General features: G+C 68.3%; 16 protein-coding genes and 1 tRNA gene. 11 read left to right on the forward strand and 6 right to left on the reverse strand.

Annotation, left to right across the window (positions count from 1 at the left end; genetic code table 11):
• Positions 1-44 precede the first annotated feature (44 nt).
• The 6 genes from HZ992_RS08800 to HZ992_RS08825 all read left to right on the forward strand — a co-directional run bounded on the left by HZ992_RS08800 (position 45) and on the right by HZ992_RS08825 (position 6,660).
• Positions 45-911, forward strand: a complete 867-nt coding sequence (locus tag HZ992_RS08800; RefSeq protein WP_209386285.1) for an alpha/beta fold hydrolase — start codon at positions 45-47, stop codon at positions 909-911.
• Positions 908-3,181 (forward strand): RelA/SpoT family protein, encoded by a 2,274-nt coding sequence (locus tag HZ992_RS08805; RefSeq protein WP_209386286.1) that lies wholly within the window; start codon positions 908-910, stop codon positions 3,179-3,181. The genes HZ992_RS08800 and HZ992_RS08805 overlap by 4 nt, the downstream gene beginning before the upstream one ends.
• Positions 3,182-3,219: 38 nt before the next feature.
• Positions 3,220-3,296: transfer RNA gene (locus HZ992_RS08810), tRNA-Val, on the forward strand.
• A gap of 188 nt (positions 3,297-3,484) precedes the next feature.
• Positions 3,485-4,033 (forward strand): polyhydroxyalkanoate synthesis repressor PhaR, encoded by a 549-nt coding sequence (phaR, locus tag HZ992_RS08815; RefSeq protein ID WP_209387096.1) that lies wholly within the window; start codon positions 3,485-3,487, stop codon positions 4,031-4,033.
• A 43-nt stretch (positions 4,034-4,076) separates the two neighbouring features.
• A complete protein-coding gene (rimO, locus tag HZ992_RS08820) occupies positions 4,077-5,462 on the forward strand; it encodes a 30S ribosomal protein S12 methylthiotransferase RimO (RefSeq protein ID WP_209386287.1) in 1,386 nt (461 codons plus the stop codon).
• A gap of 7 nt (positions 5,463-5,469) precedes the next feature.
• On the forward strand, positions 5,470-6,660 hold the full coding sequence (locus tag HZ992_RS08825; RefSeq protein ID WP_209386288.1) for a PLP-dependent transferase: 1,191 nt from the start codon (positions 5,470-5,472) through the stop codon (positions 6,658-6,660).
• On the opposite strand, the gene smpB is transcribed toward HZ992_RS08825, so the two are convergent.
• On the reverse strand, positions 6,646-7,104 hold the full coding sequence (gene smpB / locus HZ992_RS08830) for an SsrA-binding protein SmpB (RefSeq protein ID WP_209386289.1): 459 nt from the start codon (positions 7,102-7,104) through the stop codon (positions 6,646-6,648). The two genes, HZ992_RS08825 and smpB, sit on opposite strands and share 15 nt — an antisense overlap.
• Positions 7,105-7,151: 47 nt before the next feature.
• On the opposite strand from smpB, the gene HZ992_RS08835 reads away from it, so the two are divergent.
• Together HZ992_RS08835 and HZ992_RS08840 are read left to right on the forward strand one after the other, a co-directional pair.
• Positions 7,152-7,607, forward strand: coding sequence for a type II toxin-antitoxin system RatA family toxin (locus HZ992_RS08835; protein ID WP_209386290.1), 456 nt, complete (start codon positions 7,152-7,154; stop codon positions 7,605-7,607).
• Positions 7,608-7,623: 16 nt separating this feature from the next.
• Complete coding sequence (locus HZ992_RS08840) at positions 7,624-7,914, forward strand: RnfH family protein (protein ID WP_245213399.1); 291 nt, start codon at positions 7,624-7,626, stop codon at positions 7,912-7,914.
• Positions 7,915-7,921: 7 nt separating this feature from the next.
• Here the strand turns inward: HZ992_RS08840 and HZ992_RS08845 are convergent, their stop codons facing one another.
• Complete coding sequence (locus HZ992_RS08845) at positions 7,922-8,425, reverse strand: DUF4124 domain-containing protein (RefSeq protein ID WP_245213400.1); 504 nt, start codon at positions 8,423-8,425, stop codon at positions 7,922-7,924.
• A gap of 130 nt (positions 8,426-8,555) precedes the next feature.
• On the opposite strand from HZ992_RS08845, the gene guaB reads away from it, so the two are divergent.
• Genes guaB through guaA form a run of 3 tightly spaced genes read left to right on the forward strand, consistent with a single transcriptional unit; the run spans position 8,556 to position 12,905 of the window.
• The gene (gene guaB / locus HZ992_RS08850) at positions 8,556-10,025 is read left to right on the forward strand and encodes an IMP dehydrogenase (RefSeq protein WP_209386293.1); all 1,470 of its coding nucleotides are present in this window, start codon (positions 8,556-8,558) and stop codon (positions 10,023-10,025) included.
• Positions 10,026-10,033: 8 nt separating this feature from the next.
• On the forward strand, positions 10,034-11,308 hold the full coding sequence (locus tag HZ992_RS08855) for an MFS transporter (RefSeq protein ID WP_245213401.1): 1,275 nt from the start codon (positions 10,034-10,036) through the stop codon (positions 11,306-11,308).
• A gap of 13 nt (positions 11,309-11,321) precedes the next feature.
• A complete protein-coding gene (guaA, locus tag HZ992_RS08860) occupies positions 11,322-12,905 on the forward strand; it encodes a glutamine-hydrolyzing GMP synthase (protein ID WP_209386294.1) in 1,584 nt (527 codons plus the stop codon).
• 395 nt (positions 12,906-13,300) lie between these two features.
• On the opposite strand, the gene HZ992_RS08865 is transcribed toward guaA, so the two are convergent.
• The 4 genes from HZ992_RS08865 to HZ992_RS08880 are packed head-to-tail and all read right to left on the reverse strand — an operon-like array spanning position 13,301 to position 15,235.
• Complete coding sequence (locus tag HZ992_RS08865; protein WP_209386295.1) at positions 13,301-13,735, reverse strand: hypothetical protein; 435 nt, start codon at positions 13,733-13,735, stop codon at positions 13,301-13,303.
• Positions 13,732-14,070, reverse strand: a complete 339-nt coding sequence (locus HZ992_RS08870; RefSeq protein WP_209386296.1) for a hypothetical protein — start codon at positions 14,068-14,070, stop codon at positions 13,732-13,734. Before HZ992_RS08870 ends, HZ992_RS08865 begins: the two co-directional genes overlap by 4 nt.
• A 38-nt stretch (positions 14,071-14,108) precedes the next feature.
• Positions 14,109-14,597, reverse strand: a complete 489-nt coding sequence (locus tag HZ992_RS08875) for a thiol-disulfide oxidoreductase DCC family protein (RefSeq protein WP_209386297.1) — start codon at positions 14,595-14,597, stop codon at positions 14,109-14,111.
• Positions 14,598-14,656: 59 nt separating this feature from the next.
• Positions 14,657-15,235 carry a GbsR/MarR family transcriptional regulator gene (locus tag HZ992_RS08880; protein ID WP_209386298.1) on the reverse strand — a complete coding sequence of 193 codons (579 nt, stop codon included), beginning with the start codon at positions 15,233-15,235 and terminating at the stop codon, positions 14,657-14,659.
• Positions 15,236-15,342 lie beyond the last annotated feature (107 nt).

The following is a 15,342-nucleotide window of genomic DNA, read 5'->3' on the forward strand; positions in this document are numbered from 1 at the left end:
CCGTGGGTTGCCTTACGATCGATTATCGAAGAGGAAACTGAACCATGACTGAACCGCGCCTCGACTCCGTGCAGTGCCTCGGCGCCCGTGGCCTGCACCGCATGGCGTACTGCGAGTGGGGCGACCCCGCCAACCCGCGCGTGCTGGTGTGCGTGCACGGCCTGGCGCGCCAGGGGCGCGACTTCGACACGCTGGCGCAGGCGCTGAGCGGGCACTACCGCGTGGTCTGCCCCGACGTGGTCGGCCGCGGCCGCTCCGACTGGCTGGCCGAGCCATCCGGCTACCAGATTCCCGCCTACGTGGCCGACATGGTGACGCTGCTGGCGCGTCTGAATGCCGACGAAGTGCACTGGGTCGGTACCTCCATGGGCGGGCTCATCGGCCTGGGCCTGTCCGCATTGCCGCAATCGCCCGTGCGCAAGCTGGTGCTCAACGACGTCGGCCCGACCCTCGAGGCGGCGGCGCTGCAGCGCATCGGCGCCTACCTCGGGCAGCCGCTGCGCTGGGCCAGCGTGGACGAGGCGGCCGACTACCTGTGGAGCATCTCGGCGAGCTTCGGCCCGCACAGCCGCGAGCAGTGGCTCGCGCTGACGCGGCCGATGCTCAAGCCCGACGGCGACGGTTTCAAGCTGCACTACGACCCGGCCATCGCCGCGCCGCTGCGCGCCGTCACGCCCGAGATGGCGAGGGCCGGCGAGGCGATGCTGTGGGCGAGCTACGACGCGCTGCGCTGCCCGACGATGCTGCTGCGCGGCGCCGACTCCGACCTGCTGTCCTCCGCGACCGCACAGGCGATGACCCAGCGCGGCCCCAAGGCCCGGCTGCACGAGTTCGCCGGTGTCGGCCACGCGCCGACGCTGATCGCGCCGGGGCAGATCGACGTGGTGCGGGAGTTCCTGCTGGCGCCATGAAGACGAGCCTTCGGGACGCCCGCGAACAGGCGGCGCCCATCGTTCAACTGGCCGAGGTGGCCGAAGGTGCCGACGCGGCGAACTCATCGTCGGCCCTGCCGGCCGGGGCGGACGCCGACCTGGCGCCGCTGGAGCGTGCCCGGGCCTTTGCCGAGCCGCTGCTCACCGGCCGCGTGCTCGACACCGGCGAAGACGCGGCCGGCCATGCCGAGGGCGTGGCGGCCATCCTGCAGGGCATCGGCGCGGCGCCTTCGATGCGCGCCGCGGCCTACCTCGTCTACGCCGGCGACTACCTGCAGAAGCCCGAGGAGGTGGTCGCCAAGGCCTTCGGCGAGTCCTACGCCGGGCTGGTGAGCCACACGCGGCGGCTGGTGCAGATCCAGCGCGCCGCGCGCGAGGCGCAGGTCGGCCCCGGGCAACGCGCCGAGCAGACCGAGCGCGTGCGCAAGATGCTGCTCGCCTTCTCGCGCGACCTGCGCGTGGTGCTGCTGCGCCTGGCCTCACGGCTGCAGACCTTGCGCTGGTTCGCGGCCACCAAGCGGGCATGCCCGCGTGCGCTGGCCGAGGAGTCGATGCAGGTGTTCGCGCCGCTGGCCAACCGGCTGGGCATCTGGCAGATCAAGTGGGAGATCGAGGACCTGTCCTTCCGCTTCCTCGAACCCGAGGCGTATCGGCAGGTGGCGCAGTTGCTCGACGAAAAGCGTGTCGAGCGGGAGCAGGGCGTCGAAGCGTTTCGCATCGAACTCGGCGACGAGCTCGCCGTGGCCGGGCTGAAGGCCGAGGTGCAAGGTCGGCCCAAGCACCTGTACAGCATCTGGAAAAAGATGCGCGGCAAGGGACTGGACTTTGCACGTGTGTTCGACGTTCGCGCGATGCGCGTCATCGTGGCCGACGTGCCGAGCTGCTACGCCGTGCTCGGCCGCGTGCACGAGCGCTACCAGGTGGTGCCGGGCGAGTTCGATGACTACATCGCCAAGCCCAAGCCGAACGGCTACCAGTCGCTGCACACCGTGGTGCTCGACGCCGAAGGGCGCGCGGTGGAAGTACAGATCCGCACGCGTGCGATGCACGAGCATGCCGAGCATGGCGTGGCCGCGCACTGGGCCTACAAGGAGGCCGGTGCGAAGGGTTATGCCGGCGTCAGCGCCGGGGGCGACTTCGACGCGCAGATCGCCGAGGCGCGCAAGGCCGTGCTGCGCCAGTTGCTGGCCTGGGAACGCGACTTCGTCGAGCAAGGCGCGCCTGCGGGTGAGGGCGTCTTCGACGACCGCATCTACGTCTTCACACCGCAGGCCGCGGTGGTGGAGTTGCCGGCGGGCGCCACGCCGATCGACTTCGCCTACGTGCTGCACACCGACCTGGGCCACCGCTGCCGCGGCGCCAAGGTCGACGGTGCGATGGTGCCGCTGAACACGCCGCTGAAGAGCGGGCAGACCGTCGAGGTCACGGCGCTCAAGGAAGGCGGCCCCTCGCTCGACTGGCTCAACGGCGAGCTCGGCTTCCTGCAGAGCCCGCGAAGCAAGGCGAAGGTGCGCGCCTGGTTCAATGCGCTGGCGATGCGCGACACGATCGCGCGCGGCCGCGAGGCGGTCGAGAAGCTGCTTCAGCGCGAGGGCCGCACGGCGATGAAGCTCGACGACCTGGCGTCGCAGCTGGGCTTCCGCAATGCCGATGCGCTTTTCGAGGTGGTCGGCAAGGACGAGTTCTCGTTGCGCAACATCGAGAGCCTGCTGCGCCCGGCCGAGCCGCCGCGCAGCGTGGAAGAGGAGATCGTCGCCCGCCACGTGCGCGCGCCGGGCCACGCGCCGCAGGGCGGCGTGCTGGTGGTGGGTGTCGAGTCGCTGCTGACCAGCCTGGCGCGCTGCTGCCGGCCGGCGCCGCCCGACGGCATCGGCGGCTACGTGACGCGCGGCAAGGGTGTCGCGATCCACCGTGCCGATTGCAGCAACTTCCGTCAGATGGCCGCGCGCTCGCCGGAGCGCGTGATCGCGGTGGCCTGGGGCGAGCCGCGTGGCGACCGGGCGGCCGTCTACCCGGTCGACGTGGTGGTCGAGGCCGGCGATCGCCAGGGACTTCTGCGCGACATCACCGAGGTCTTCGCCAAGGAGAAGATGAACGTCACCGGTGTGAAGACGCAGACGATCAAGGACGCGCGCGGCGGAACCGCCTGGATGACCTTCACGGTGGAGCTGGGCGATGCCTCGCGGCTGGCCCACGTGCTGGGGCTGGTGTCGCGCGTGCCGGGCGTACGTGCCGCGCGGCGCAAGTAGGGAGGCGTGCGGAGCCTGATATACTGCGAGGCTTCCGTAGGCGCGTAGCTCAGCTGGTTAGAGCACCACCTTGACATGGTGGGGGTCGTTGGTTCGAGTCCAATCGCGCCTACCACGATGCACACCGCACGCATCGTGAGTGCCCCGGAAGCAGGACCGCCCTTCAGGCGGGAAAACCCCTCCGAGGCCGTTTCGGCCCCCTCACTAGAATCTTTGTGCCCTGCACAACAAGGTTCCTCTGGAGCGCACCACATGGCCGCAACCCGTCGCAATGCCAAGGCCTCGAGCGAGACGGCGCAGGCCATGCAGCCCGACGAGGTCGCCCTGCGCGTGCTCAAGAAGTACCCGAACCGGCGCCTGTACGACACGCAGACGAGCAGCTACATCACGCTGACCGACGTCAAGCAGATGGTGCTGTCGGGCGAGTCGTTCGTCGTGCGCGATGCCAAGAGCGGCGAGGACCTGACGCGCAGCATCCTGCTGCAGATCATCCTGGAAGAAGAGACCGGCGGCGTGCCGATCTTCTCGACGCAGATGCTGTCGCAGATCATCCGCTTCTACGGCCATGCCATGCAGGGCATGATGGGCTCGTACCTCGAGAAGAACCTGCAGACCTTCACCGACATCCAGGCGCGCATCGCCGAGCAGTCCAAGGGCCTGTACGACCCGAAGGCGATGAACCCCGAGTTGTGGGCCCAGTTCCTCCAGGGCCAGGCGCCGGTGGTTCAGGGCCTGATGGGCAACTACCTCGAGCAGTCCAAGAGCATGTTCCTGCAGATGCAGGAGCAGATGGCCAAGCAGGCCGAGACGCTGTTCCCGGGCATGGCCGGCTTCGTTCCGCCCAAGCGCTGAGCTGTTCGAGCGGGCACTTGCGGCATCGGCGAAAATCCGCCGCATGACCCAAGACACCGTGACACCGCCGGCGGCGGCGCCGAAGATCGGCTTCGTCTCGCTCGGCTGCCCGAAGGCACTGACCGACTCCGAACTCATCCTCACGCAGCTGCGCGCGGAAGGCTACGAGACCAGCAAGACCTTCGCCGGCGCCGACCTGGTGATCGTCAACACCTGCGGCTTCATCGACGATGCGGTGAAGGAAAGCCTCGACACCATCGGCGAGGCCTTGGCCGAGAACGGCAAGGTGATCGTCACCGGCTGCCTGGGCGCCAAGGCGGGCGACACCGGCGGCAACCTGGTGCGGCAAATGCACCCCAGCGTGCTCGCCGTCACCGGCCCGCACGCCACGCAGGAGGTGATGGACGCGGTGCATTTGCACGTGCCCAAGCCGCATGACCCCTTCGTCGACCTGGTGCCCGCGCAGGGCATCAAGCTCACGCCGCGGCACTACGCTTATCTCAAGATCAGCGAAGGCTGCAACCACCGCTGCAGTTTCTGCATCATCCCGAGCATGCGCGGCGACCTGGTGTCGCGGCCGATCGGCGATGTCCTCTCTGAGGCGCAGCGCCTGTTCGAGTCCGGCGTGAAGGAACTGCTGGTGATCAGCCAGGACACCAGCGCCTACGGCGTCGATGTCAAGTACCGCACCGGCTTCTGGGACGGCCAGCCGGTGAAGACGCGCATGACCGAGCTGTGCGAGAAGCTCGCGCTGCTGGCCGAGCGCCACGGCGCCTGGGTGCGGTTGCACTACGTCTACCCGTACCCGCACGTCGACGAGATCCTGCCGATGATGGCCGGCGGCCGCATCCTGCCCTACCTCGACGTGCCGTTCCAGCATTCGCACCCCGACGTGCTCAAGCGCATGAAGCGACCGGCCAGCGGCGAGAAGAACCTCGAGCGGCTTCAGCGCTGGCGTGAGGCCTGCCCCGAGCTCGTCGTGCGCAGCACCTTCATTGCCGGCTTCCCCGGCGAGACCGAAGTGGAGTTCGAGCACCTGCTCGACTTCATGCGGGAGGCGCAGATCGACCGCGCCGGCTGCTTCGCCTACTCGCCGGTGAAGGGGGCGACCGCCAACGATCTTCCCGGCATGCTGCCGAGCGAACTGCGCGAGGAGCGCCGCGTGCGTTTCATGGCGGTGGCCGAGCAGGTATCGGCCGCCAAGCTGGCCGGCCGTGTCGGCGCGACCATGCAGGTGCTGATCGACGAGGCCCCGGCGCTGGGGCGCCGCGGTGGCGTCGGACGCAGTTATGCGGACGCGCCGGAGATCGATGGCCGCGTGCGGCTGCTGCCGCCGGAGAAGGCGTCCAAGACCTTGAAGGTGGGCGAGTTCACGCGCGCCCGCATCGTCGCGGCCGAAGGGCACGACCTGGTCGGCATTCCCCTCTGAGCACACCATGACGCAGAAGAAGCCAGACCTCGCCACGGCACTGATCCACCACGCCTACGAGCCGCCGGCCGGATTTGTCGCGCCGCAGCCGGCGGTGCACAAGGCCTCGACGGTGATCTTCCCGAACACCGCGGCGCTGCGCGCGCGCAACTGGAAGTCCAAGGCTGGCTACACCTACGGCCTGCACGGCACGCCGACCAGCTTCATGCTCGAGGAGCGCATCGCCACGCTGGAGGGCGGCCTGCAGACGCTGCTGGTGCCCAGCGGCCTGGCGGCGATCGCGCTGGTCGACATGGCCTTGCTGAAGTCGGGCGACGAGGTGCTGATCCCCGACAACGCCTATGGCCCGGGCAAGGAACTGGCGCGCAACGAACTCGCCGGCTGGGGTGTCACTCATCGCTTCTACGATGCGATGGACCCGGGCTCGCTGACCGCGGCGATCGGCCCGGCCACGAAGCTCGTGTGGCTGGAGGCACCGGGCTCCGTGACGATGGAGTTCCCGGACCTGCCCGCGCTGCTGCGCGTTGCGCGCGAGCGCGGCGTGACCACGGCGCTGGACAACACCTGGGGCGCCGGCGTCGCCTTCGACGCCTTCGACCTGGCCGACGGGCAGGGCGTGGACATCTGCATGCAGGCGCTGACCAAGTACCCCTCGGGCGGCGGCGACGTGCTGATGGGCTCGGTGACCACGCGCGACGAGGCGCTGCATCTGAAGCTCAAGTTCACCCACATGCGCATGGGCTGGGGCGTCGGCGCCAACGACGCCGAGGCGCTGCTGCGCTCGTTGCCTTCGCTTCCTCTGCGCTACGCGGCGCACGATGCCACAGCGCGCACGCTGGCGCAGTGGTGGGCAACGCAGCCGCAGGTCGTGCAGGTACTGCATCCGGCGCTGCCCGGATCGCCGGGCCATGCCCACTGGAAGGCGGTCTGCACGCAGGCCGCAGGCCTGTTCTCGGTGGTGTTCGACGAGCGATTCACCGCGAAGCAGGTCGATGCCTTCGTCGATGCGCTGCGCCTGTTCAAGCTCGGCTACTCCTGGGCCGGGCCGGTGAGCCTGGTGGTGCCCTACGACCTGTCGTCGATGCGCGAGCACCCGGCATGGAAGGGCACGTTGGTGCGCTTCTCGATCGGCCTGGAATCGGCCGACGCGCTGATCACCGACTTCGAGCAGGCGCTCGCGGCATCAGGACTTGCTTGAGACCTTGTGCCGCATCAGGCGGCCCTTTTCCCGGTCCCAGTCCTTCTGCTTCTCGGTGTGGCGCTTGTCGTGCTCGGCCTTGCCCTTGGCCAGCGCAAGCTCGGCCTTCACGCGGCCGCCCTTGAAGTGCAGGTCCAGCGGCACCAGGGTGAAGCCCTTCTGCTCCACCTTGCCGATCAGGCGCCGGATCTCCTCCTTGCGCATCAGCAGCTTCTTGGTGCGGTCGGCCTCGGGGTGCACGTGGGTCGAGGCGCTGCGCAGCGCGTTGATGCGGCAGCCGATCAGGTACAGCTCGCCGTCGCGGATCACGACGTAGCCGTCGGTCAGCTGCACCTGGCCGGCGCGGATGGCCTTGATCTCCCAGCCCTCCAGCACCATGCCGGCCTCGTAGCGCTCCTCGATGTGGTAGTCGTAGCGGGCGCGGCGGTTTTCGGCAATCGACATGAAGATCCAGGTGAGGCCGGTGGCCGCCAATACAATCAGCGCATTGTATGAAGCACGTGAAGAAGTCCGTCCTGCTGTGGTACTCGCCGCGCGAGATGTACACGCTGGTCACGGCCGTGCCCGATTACCCGAAGTTCCTGCCCTGGTGCGAGCGCGGCGAGGTGCTGGAGCAGCACGACGGCGGCATGACGGCGCGCCTGCACCTGGCCTACGCCGGGGTCCGCCATGCTTTCACGACGCGCAACGCGCACGTCGAGGACGCCAGCGTCCAGGTTGATCTGATCGACGGGCCGTTTTCCTTGCTCGAGGGCCACTGGCAATTCAACCCGCTGGCGATGCCGGGCGACGATGCGGCGCAGGCCTGCCGCATCGAGTTCGAGATGCGCTACGCATTCAGCAGCATGCCGCTCGAGGCCGTGCTCAGCCCGGTGTTCGACCGTGTTGCCAACACCTTCGTCGATTCCTTCGTGCGCCGCGCCGAGCAGGTCTATGGCCCGCGCTGAGGCGGTTCGTGTCAGCGTGGCCTTCAGCCCGCAAGCACGCGTCGTCGACGAGACCGAACTGAGCCTGCCCGCCGGCGCGACGCTTGCCGATGCGATCCGCGCCAGTGGCGTGCTCGACCGGCATCCGGATCTGGACCTCACTCAGGCGAAGTTCGGCATCTGGGGGCGCGCGCAGGCGCCTGACACCATGCTGCGCGAGCGCGACAGGGTAGAGGTGTATCGGGCGCTGCAGGTGGATCCGAAGGAAGCCCGGCGGCTGCGCTACCGCAAGGTGGGCCAGCGCGGGCAGGCGAAGCTGCGCGGCTGACGACGGCTTACTTCGCGCAGTCGCTGGCGACCATGTCGCGGGCGCGCTTCATTTCGTCTTCGCGCATCTTGTCGTCGAGGATCTCGCGCTCGCCCTTCTCGTTGACACGGGCCATGCGCATGCCGCTTTCGAGCGAACGCATCTGCTCTCGCGCCCGCTTGCAGTTGTCCGCCTTGGCGGCGGCGATGCGCTGCTCGTCGGCCTTCTGCTTCTCGGCCTGCTCCTGCTCGGCCTTCTTGCGCTTGGCTTCGAGTTCGGGCTCCTGCGCCTTGGGATTGAGCAGCGGGGCGGATGCCGCCGAAGCGGCTGCCGCGGCGGCGACCGGGGCGCCGCGCAGGGCGGTGTTGCCGGGGCGCTGAAGGATGTCCCTGTCGGCCACGCCGGGCGGCGGCGGCAGATCGCTGTACTGGATCTGGCCGTTGGTGCCGCGCCACTTCCATTGCGCAGCCGCCGGCAGCGCGAACGTGGCGCCGAGCAGGGCGAGTGACAGGACAACGAGGCTACGGCGCATGGCGAAGTGAGGCAATGGCATCAGCCTTGCAGTTTACCGGCGCACCGCCGGCGTCAAGTGTCGATTCCGTCACAAAGCGTGGCTTCGTGCACGGTCCGTATAATTCCCTTTTGCGTCTGGAGCTTTCCTCATGCGCCTTCTCGGCAAAGCGCTCACCTTCGACGATGTGTTGTTGGTGCCCGCCTTCTCCCAGGTCCTGCCGCGCGACACCTCGCTCGCCACCCGCCTTTCCCGAAACATCCGCCTGAACCTGCCGCTGGTGTCCGCCGCGATGGACACCGTCACCGAGGCGCGCCTGGCGATCGCCATCGCCCAGGAGGGTGGCATCGGCATCGTGCACAAGAACCTGTCGCCGATGCAGCAGGCCGCCGAGGTCGCGCGCGTCAAGCGCTACGAGTCGGGCCTGCTGAAGGACCCGATCACCATCTCGCCCGGCGTGCCCGTGCGCCACGTGATGGAGCTGTCCAAGCAGCACGGCATCTCCGGCTTCCCGGTGGTGGAAGACGGGCGCGTGGTCGGTATCGTCACCAATCGCGACCTGCGCTTCGAGACCCGGCTTGACGTCCCGGTGCGCGAGATCATGACGCCGCGAGAGCGGCTCATCACGGTGCGCGAAGGTGCTTCGCTGGCGGACGGCAAGGCGCTGATGCACAAGCACAAGCTCGAGCGTGTGCTGGTCGTCAACGAGGCCTTCGAGCTGCGCGGCCTGATGACGGTGAAAGACATCACCAAGCAGACCAGCTTCCCGAATGCCGCGCGCGATGCCTGGGGCAAGCTGCGCGTGGGCGCCGCGGTCGGCGTGGGAGAGGGCACCGAGGAGCGCGTCGACTTGCTGGCCAAGGCCGGCGTCGACGTGCTCGTGGTCGACACCGCACACGGCCACAGCGCCGGCGTGATCGAACGCGTGCGCTGGGTGAAGCAGAATTACCCGCAGGTCGACGTGATCGGCGGCAACATCGCCACCGGCGCCGCCGCGCTGGCGCTGGCCGAGGCCGGCGCCGACGGCGTGAAGGTCGGCATCGGCCCCGGATCCATCTGCACCACGCGCATCGTCGCGGGTGTCGGTGTGCCGCAGATCACCGCGATCGAGAACGTCGCCAAGGCGCTGGCCGGCTCCGACGTGCCGCTGATCGCCGACGGCGGCATCCGCTACTCGGGCGACGTGGCCAAGGCGATCGCCGCGGGCGCGCACACCGTGATGATGGGCGGCGTGTTCGCCGGCACCGAAGAGGCGCCGGGCGAGATCGTGCTGTTCCAGGGCCGCAGCTACAAGAGCTACCGTGGCATGGGCTCGATCGGCGCGATGCAGCAGGGCAGCGCCGACCGCTACTTCCAGGACAACACGGGTGCGAATCCGAACGCGGACAAGCTTGTGCCCGAAGGCATCGAGGGCCGCGTGCCCTACAAGGGCTCGATGGTCACCATCGTCTTCCAGATGGCCGGTGGCCTGCGCGCCTCGATGGGCTACTGCGGTTGCGCGAGCATCGAAGACATGCGCAGCAAGGCCGAGTTCGTCGAGATCACTTCCGCCGGCATTCGCGAGAGCCACGTCCACGACGTGCAGATCACGAAAGAAGCGCCGAACTACCGGATGGAGTGAAGCCCACCGTGACCGAACCCACAGCGGCCGCACCGGCCGCGGGGCATCGCCAGGCGGCGATGCCCTTCATCATGCTGACGGTGCTGATCGACATGCTGTCGGTCGGCCTCATCATCCCCGTGCTGCCCACGCTGGTGGGCCGCTTCACGGCCTCGCCGTCGGAGCAGGTGTTCTGGTACGGCGTGATCGCCTTCACCTACGGCTTCGCGCAGTTCATTGCCTCGCCGATCCTCGGCGCGCTGTCCGACCGTTACGGCCGGCGCCCGGTGCTGCTGCTGGGCTTCTGCGGTCTGGCCATCAATTTTTTCGTGACTGCGATCGCCGGCGCGATCTGGACACTGATCGCCTCACGGCTGATCGGCGGCGCGATGCAGGCCAATGCGGCGGTGGCCAACGCCTACGTGGCCGACATCAGCTCGCCGGAAGAGCGCGCCAAGCGCTTCGGCATGCTCGGCGCGATGTTCGGCATCGGCTTCATGCTCGGTCCGGTGCTCGGCGGCATCCTCGGCGCGATCGACCTGCAACTGCCGTTCTTCGTCGCCGGCACGCTGGCGCTGGCGAACCTGGTCTACGGCTGGCTGGTGCTGCCGGAGTCGCTGCCGCCGGAGCGTCGCCGTCCGGTGCAGGCCAAGTCGCTGAACCCGTTCGCGTCGCTGCGCGACCTGGCCCGGCTCAAGGGCGTGGGCCTGCTGGTCGCGGTGATCGCCTGCAGCGGGCTGGCGCAGTTCGTCCTCTACTCGGTGTGGGTGCTGCACGGCAGCTTCAAGTTCGGCTGGGGGCCGCGCGAGAGCGGCTGGTCGCTGTTCGTCATCGGCGTGATGTCGGTGCTGGTTCAGGGCTTCCTGCTCGGCAAGCTGCTCAAGGTGTTCACGCCGCAGCGCCTGGCCATCCTCGGCCTGATGTCGTCGACGGTCGCCTACCTGCTGTGGGGCGCGGCGTCGCAAAGCTGGATGGTCTACGCGGTGATCGTCGTCAACGTGTTCGGCTTCACCACCGCCTCGGCCATCCAGAGCATCGTGTCCACCGCGGCCAATGCCAGCCAGCAGGGCGAAGCGATGGGCGCCGTCAGTTCGCTGAACAGCCTGATGGCCGTGCTCGCGCCGATGATCGCCACGCCGCTGCTCGGCGCTTTCTCGCACCATCCACAGGGCGACTGGCGCATCGGTGCGCCGCTGTACTTCTGCGCCGCGCTGCAGGGCGTGTCGCTGCTGCTGGCCTGGCTGCACTTCCGCTCGGCCGGTCGGGCTCAGCCCGGCCTTCCGGCCGCGCCCGCTTCCTCCTGATCCGCCTTCTGTCATGCACGACAAGATCCTCATCCTCGACTTCGGCTCCCAGGTCACGCAACTGATCGCGCGGCGCGTGCGCGAGGCTCACGTGTACTGCGAGATCCATCCGAACGACGTCTCGGACGCGTTCATCCGCGAGTTCGCGCCCAAGGGCATCATCCTGTCGGGCAGCCATGCCAGCACCTACGAGGAGCACGACCTGCGCGCCCCGCAGGCGGTGTGGGACCTGGGCGTGCCGGTGCTGGGCATCTGCTACGGCATGTTCACCATGACCGTGCAGCAGGGCGGCAAGGTCGAGGCGAGCGCGCACCGCGAGTTCGGTTATGCCGAGGTGCGTGCCCATGGCCACACCAAGCTGCTCGAAGGCATCCAGGACTTCACCACGCCCGAAGGCCACGGCATGCTCAAGGTCTGGATGAGCCACGGCGACAAGGTCACCGAACTGCCGCCCGGCTTCAAGCTGATGGCGTCCACGCCGAGCTGCCCGGTCGCCGGCATGGCCGACGAAGCACGCGGCTACTACGCGGTGCAATTCCACCCCGAGGTGACGCACACGGTGCAGGGCCGGGCGCTGCTCGAGCGCTTCGTGCTGCAGATCGCCAAGGCGAAGCCCGACTGGATCATGCGCGACCACATCGCCGAGGCCGTGGTGCGTATCCGCGAGCAGGTGGGCGACGAGGAGGTGATCCTCGGCCTGTCCGGCGGTGTCGATTCGAGCGTGGCCGCGGCGCTGATCCACCGCGCCATCGGCGAGCAACTCACCTGCGTGTTCGTCGACCACGGCCTGCTGCGCCTGGACGAAGGCCGGCTGGTGATGGAGATGTTCGCCGGCCGCCTGCACGCGAAGGTGATCCACGTCGATGCGACCGCCGAGTTCATGGGCGCGCTGGCCGGTGTCAGCGATCCCGAGGCCAAGCGCAAGATCATCGGCCGCGAGTTCGTCGAGGTGTTCCAGCGCGAGGCGAAGAAGCTGGCGCGCGCCAAGTGGCTGGCGCAAGGGACGATCTATCCGGACGTGATCGAATCCGGCGGCGCCAAGACCAAGAAGGCGACCACGATCAAGAGCCATCACAACGTCGGCGGGCTGCCCGAGACGCTGGGCCTGAAACTGCTGGAGCCGTTGCGCGACCTGTTCAAGGACGAAGTGCGCGAACTCGGCGTGGCGCTCGGCCTGCCGCACGACATGGTCTACCGCCACCCGTTCCCCGGGCCGGGCCTGGGCGTGCGCATCCTCGGCGAGGTGAAGAAGGACTATGCCGACCTGCTGCGCCGCGCCGATGCGATCTTCATCGAGGAACTGCGTGCCTTCAAGGACGAGGCCACCGGCAAGAGCTGGTACGACCTGACCAGCCAGGCCTTCGCCGTGTTCCTGCCAGTGAAGAGCGTGGGCGTGATGGGCGATGGCCGCACCTACGACTACGTGGTGGCATTGCGCGCGGTGCAGACCAGCGACTTCATGACCGCCGACTGGGCCGAGTTGCCTTACGCGCTGCTCAAGAAGGTCTCCAGCCGCATCATCAACGAGGTGCGCGGCATCAACCGCGTCACCTACGACGTGAGCAGCAAGCCGCCGGCCACCATCGAGTGGGAATAGGAGTGATGAGAAGTCGTTCTGAATAGGGGACTTGCGACTCTCGTTGATGATCCCGAGCAGATCGCCGACAAGTTCGAGTTCGCCTATTCGGATGGACCTGTCGGATTCTCCTGGCTCACCCCGTTGGCAATGTCCCGAGCGCCGCACTTGCCTGTCGCGGCCAGACTCAACTCGTACGTTCGCGGCAGCGCCCGCGACAGCCGCTTCCGACCCACAAGGGTCGTCCGCCGTTCCCATCTCGTTTCCTCAGAAGCCGCCGATCGGACTCGCACGTAGGCCCCGTTGAATGATCCGCTGCCGAGTGCGCACTCTGGTCAGCGACATTCAGAGCGAATGAGGCACAGTGCGTGGACTGAGACCGCGCTGGCTCGGTTGCCCCTGCGCGATCTGACCGTCTACAGCAGCACAGGCTTGCTGGGCTGCAGTGCGGGCCTCTGCAGCAGTGCCACCACCATCGCCGCCGGAACACCGTGGACAGCGACCACGGCCACGTAGCCCCAGCTGACTGTGCCGATCAGCACCTGGAACAGCGTCACCGCCGCAGTGGCGCCCAGCCCGGCCAGCGCGCCCAGGGCGGCCCGCCAGGGCCAGGTGGGTATGCGGCCTGCGCCGTGGTACCAGGTGGCGAACAGCAGCCCCGCCACCAGGGAGGCCGGGCCGCCCAGCACGTAGGCGAAGGGAATGGTCACCACCAGCCAGGCCCAGGGCAGCACGCCCACCAAGGGTCCCAGCCAGACGAAGCGCCACACCGTGCGCCAGGTTGCGCGCTGGCACAGCACGGCGGGCAGCCAGTCCAGGCCTGGCCCGCGGACCCGCAGTGCGGCGCTCACGAGGCTTCCCCCGATTGGGCTGCCGGAATGGCGCGCCATACGCTGCTGGCCACCAGCACCACGGTGACGAAAACGCCGGCCAGCGCGAGACCCAGCACCAGGCGCAGCTGCTGCACCCAGTCCGCGCCCGGCAGAACCCCGCCGAAGGCCAGCACCAGGATCAGCGAACCGGCCAGCGCCAGTACGTCGGCGGCCCTCAGCCAGAACTCGGCGCCGGTGTCGGTGCCGCATTGCGCGACGAGCACGCGCCGCGTGATGCCGCGCAGATACAGCAGCGCGGCACCCACAGTGCCCAGCGTCACGACCAGGCACACGAGGAAGAGGTCAAGGCTCATGAGATTCTCCTTGCGGTTGTGAAAGAAGGGGCGTGGCCTCAGGCACGCGGCTCGAGGCTGTCCGGCCGGCAGCTGCCGTGCGCGCAATGCGGCACGTGGCGCTGCTGGTGGCGCTGGGCGAACAGGCGCAGCACGCGCGGCGCCACCAGGTCCAGACCCAGGCGGCTGAGGGTGTGGCGGTGCGCCACCACCCAGGGGTACAGGCGCCGCGTGACGGGGCGCGTGAGCGGGTGTGCCCAGGCGCGCGCCAACCAGGGCGCGCCCACGGTGGCGTAGAGCAGCGCAATGGCATCCACGCCCCGGTGCCAATCGCCCAGCACGTCGCGCACGTGCATGGCGCCCAGCAGGTCTTCGCGCGTGAGGCCGGCGCTATGCATAGCCTCGTCGGCAAAGTCCGGCGCCGAGCAGTCCACCAGCGCGATATCGCCTTGCACGTCCAGTGCGTGGATCTCGCGCATCTCAGCGCTGCACAGGCCGCACTGGCCGTCGTAGTAGGCCGTCAGCAGCGCGGTACTTCGATTGCTCATAATTTCTTCTCCTTCCATAAGTTCTGTAGGCACAGAAACAGTGCGGCAAAAAAAGGAGTTCAGGGCTTGCCCTTGCCGCGCAACAGGCCCTGGATCTTCGCGCCCAGCTTCATGATCTTCACCAGCGTCTCGGGCGGCAGGCGCAGCATCTCGTCCACCCAGACGGATGTGGTCTCCATCAGCACCAGCGTCTCGTTGATTCGTTGCCGGGAAACGGCGCTCTCGCGGGCCAGTTCCGGGTGCGCCAGGCAGTCGCGGAGAGCCTGGATGGTGGGCTCGAACTCGCGCTGCTTGCGCCCGCGCACGATGGTGCGCAGAAGCTCCCACACATCGCCGGAGGTCTCGAAGTGGTCTCGGCGGTCGCCCAGCAGGTGCACGACCTTGACCAAGCCCCAGCCTTGCAGCTCGCGCAGCGAGGTGCTGACGTTGGACCGCGCCACGCCCAGCTGCTCGCACAGTTCGTCCGCGTTCATGGGCCTGCCCGTGACGAATAGAAGCGCGTGGATCTGCGACATGGTGCGGTTCACGCCCCAGCGAGAACCCATCTCGCCCCAGTGCAGCACGAAGCGTTCGGTCACGGCCGGGAGGCGGGGCGCGGCAGGGGCATCGTCAGCGGTGGCGTCGGTGCGAGGGTTCATGACTGAAAGATACGCCTTTGGACATTTCTGTCAAGACAGAAACAGTGGAAAGTGCTGAGGCGCCCGGTCGCCGCGCTGCGGCCGCGGTCAGGCGCTGAAGCGGTCGC

Source organism: Rhizobacter sp. AJA081-3 (assembly GCF_017795745.1).
Taxonomy (GTDB): domain Bacteria; phylum Pseudomonadota; class Gammaproteobacteria; order Burkholderiales; family Burkholderiaceae_C; genus Piscinibacter.

What these genes read in the sequence shown, in the direction of transcription:
- rimO (WP_209386287.1), top strand. Translation starts at nt 4,077, where the DNA reads ATGACCCAAGACACCGTGACACCGCCGGCGGCGGCGCCGAAGATCGGC.
- HZ992_RS08825 (WP_209386288.1), top strand. Translation starts at nt 5,470, where the DNA reads ATGACGCAGAAGAAGCCAGACCTCGCCACGGCACTGATCCACCACGCC.
- phaR (WP_209387096.1), top strand. Translation starts at nt 3,485, where the DNA reads ATGCAGCCCGACGAGGTCGCCCTGCGCGTGCTCAAGAAGTACCCGAAC.
- smpB (WP_209386289.1), bottom strand. Translation starts at nt 7,104, where the DNA reads ATGTCGATTGCCGAAAACCGCCGCGCCCGCTACGACTACCACATCGAG.
- guaA (WP_209386294.1), top strand. Translation starts at nt 11,322, where the DNA reads ATGCACGACAAGATCCTCATCCTCGACTTCGGCTCCCAGGTCACGCAA.
- HZ992_RS08875 (WP_209386297.1), bottom strand. Translation starts at nt 14,597, where the DNA reads ATGAGCAATCGAAGTACCGCGCTGCTGACGGCCTACTACGACGGCCAG.
- HZ992_RS08845 (WP_245213400.1), bottom strand. Translation starts at nt 8,425, where the DNA reads ATGCGCCGTAGCCTCGTTGTCCTGTCACTCGCCCTGCTCGGCGCCACG.
- HZ992_RS08870 (WP_209386296.1), bottom strand. Translation starts at nt 14,070, where the DNA reads ATGAGCCTTGACCTCTTCCTCGTGTGCCTGGTCGTGACGCTGGGCACT.
- HZ992_RS08880 (WP_209386298.1), bottom strand. Translation starts at nt 15,235, where the DNA reads ATGAACCCTCGCACCGACGCCACCGCTGACGATGCCCCTGCCGCGCCC.
- HZ992_RS08800 (WP_209386285.1), top strand. Translation starts at nt 45, where the DNA reads ATGACTGAACCGCGCCTCGACTCCGTGCAGTGCCTCGGCGCCCGTGGC.
- HZ992_RS08805 (WP_209386286.1), top strand. Translation starts at nt 908, where the DNA reads ATGAAGACGAGCCTTCGGGACGCCCGCGAACAGGCGGCGCCCATCGTT.
- HZ992_RS08835 (WP_209386290.1), top strand. Translation starts at nt 7,152, where the DNA reads ATGAAGCACGTGAAGAAGTCCGTCCTGCTGTGGTACTCGCCGCGCGAG.
- guaB (WP_209386293.1), top strand. Translation starts at nt 8,556, where the DNA reads ATGCGCCTTCTCGGCAAAGCGCTCACCTTCGACGATGTGTTGTTGGTG.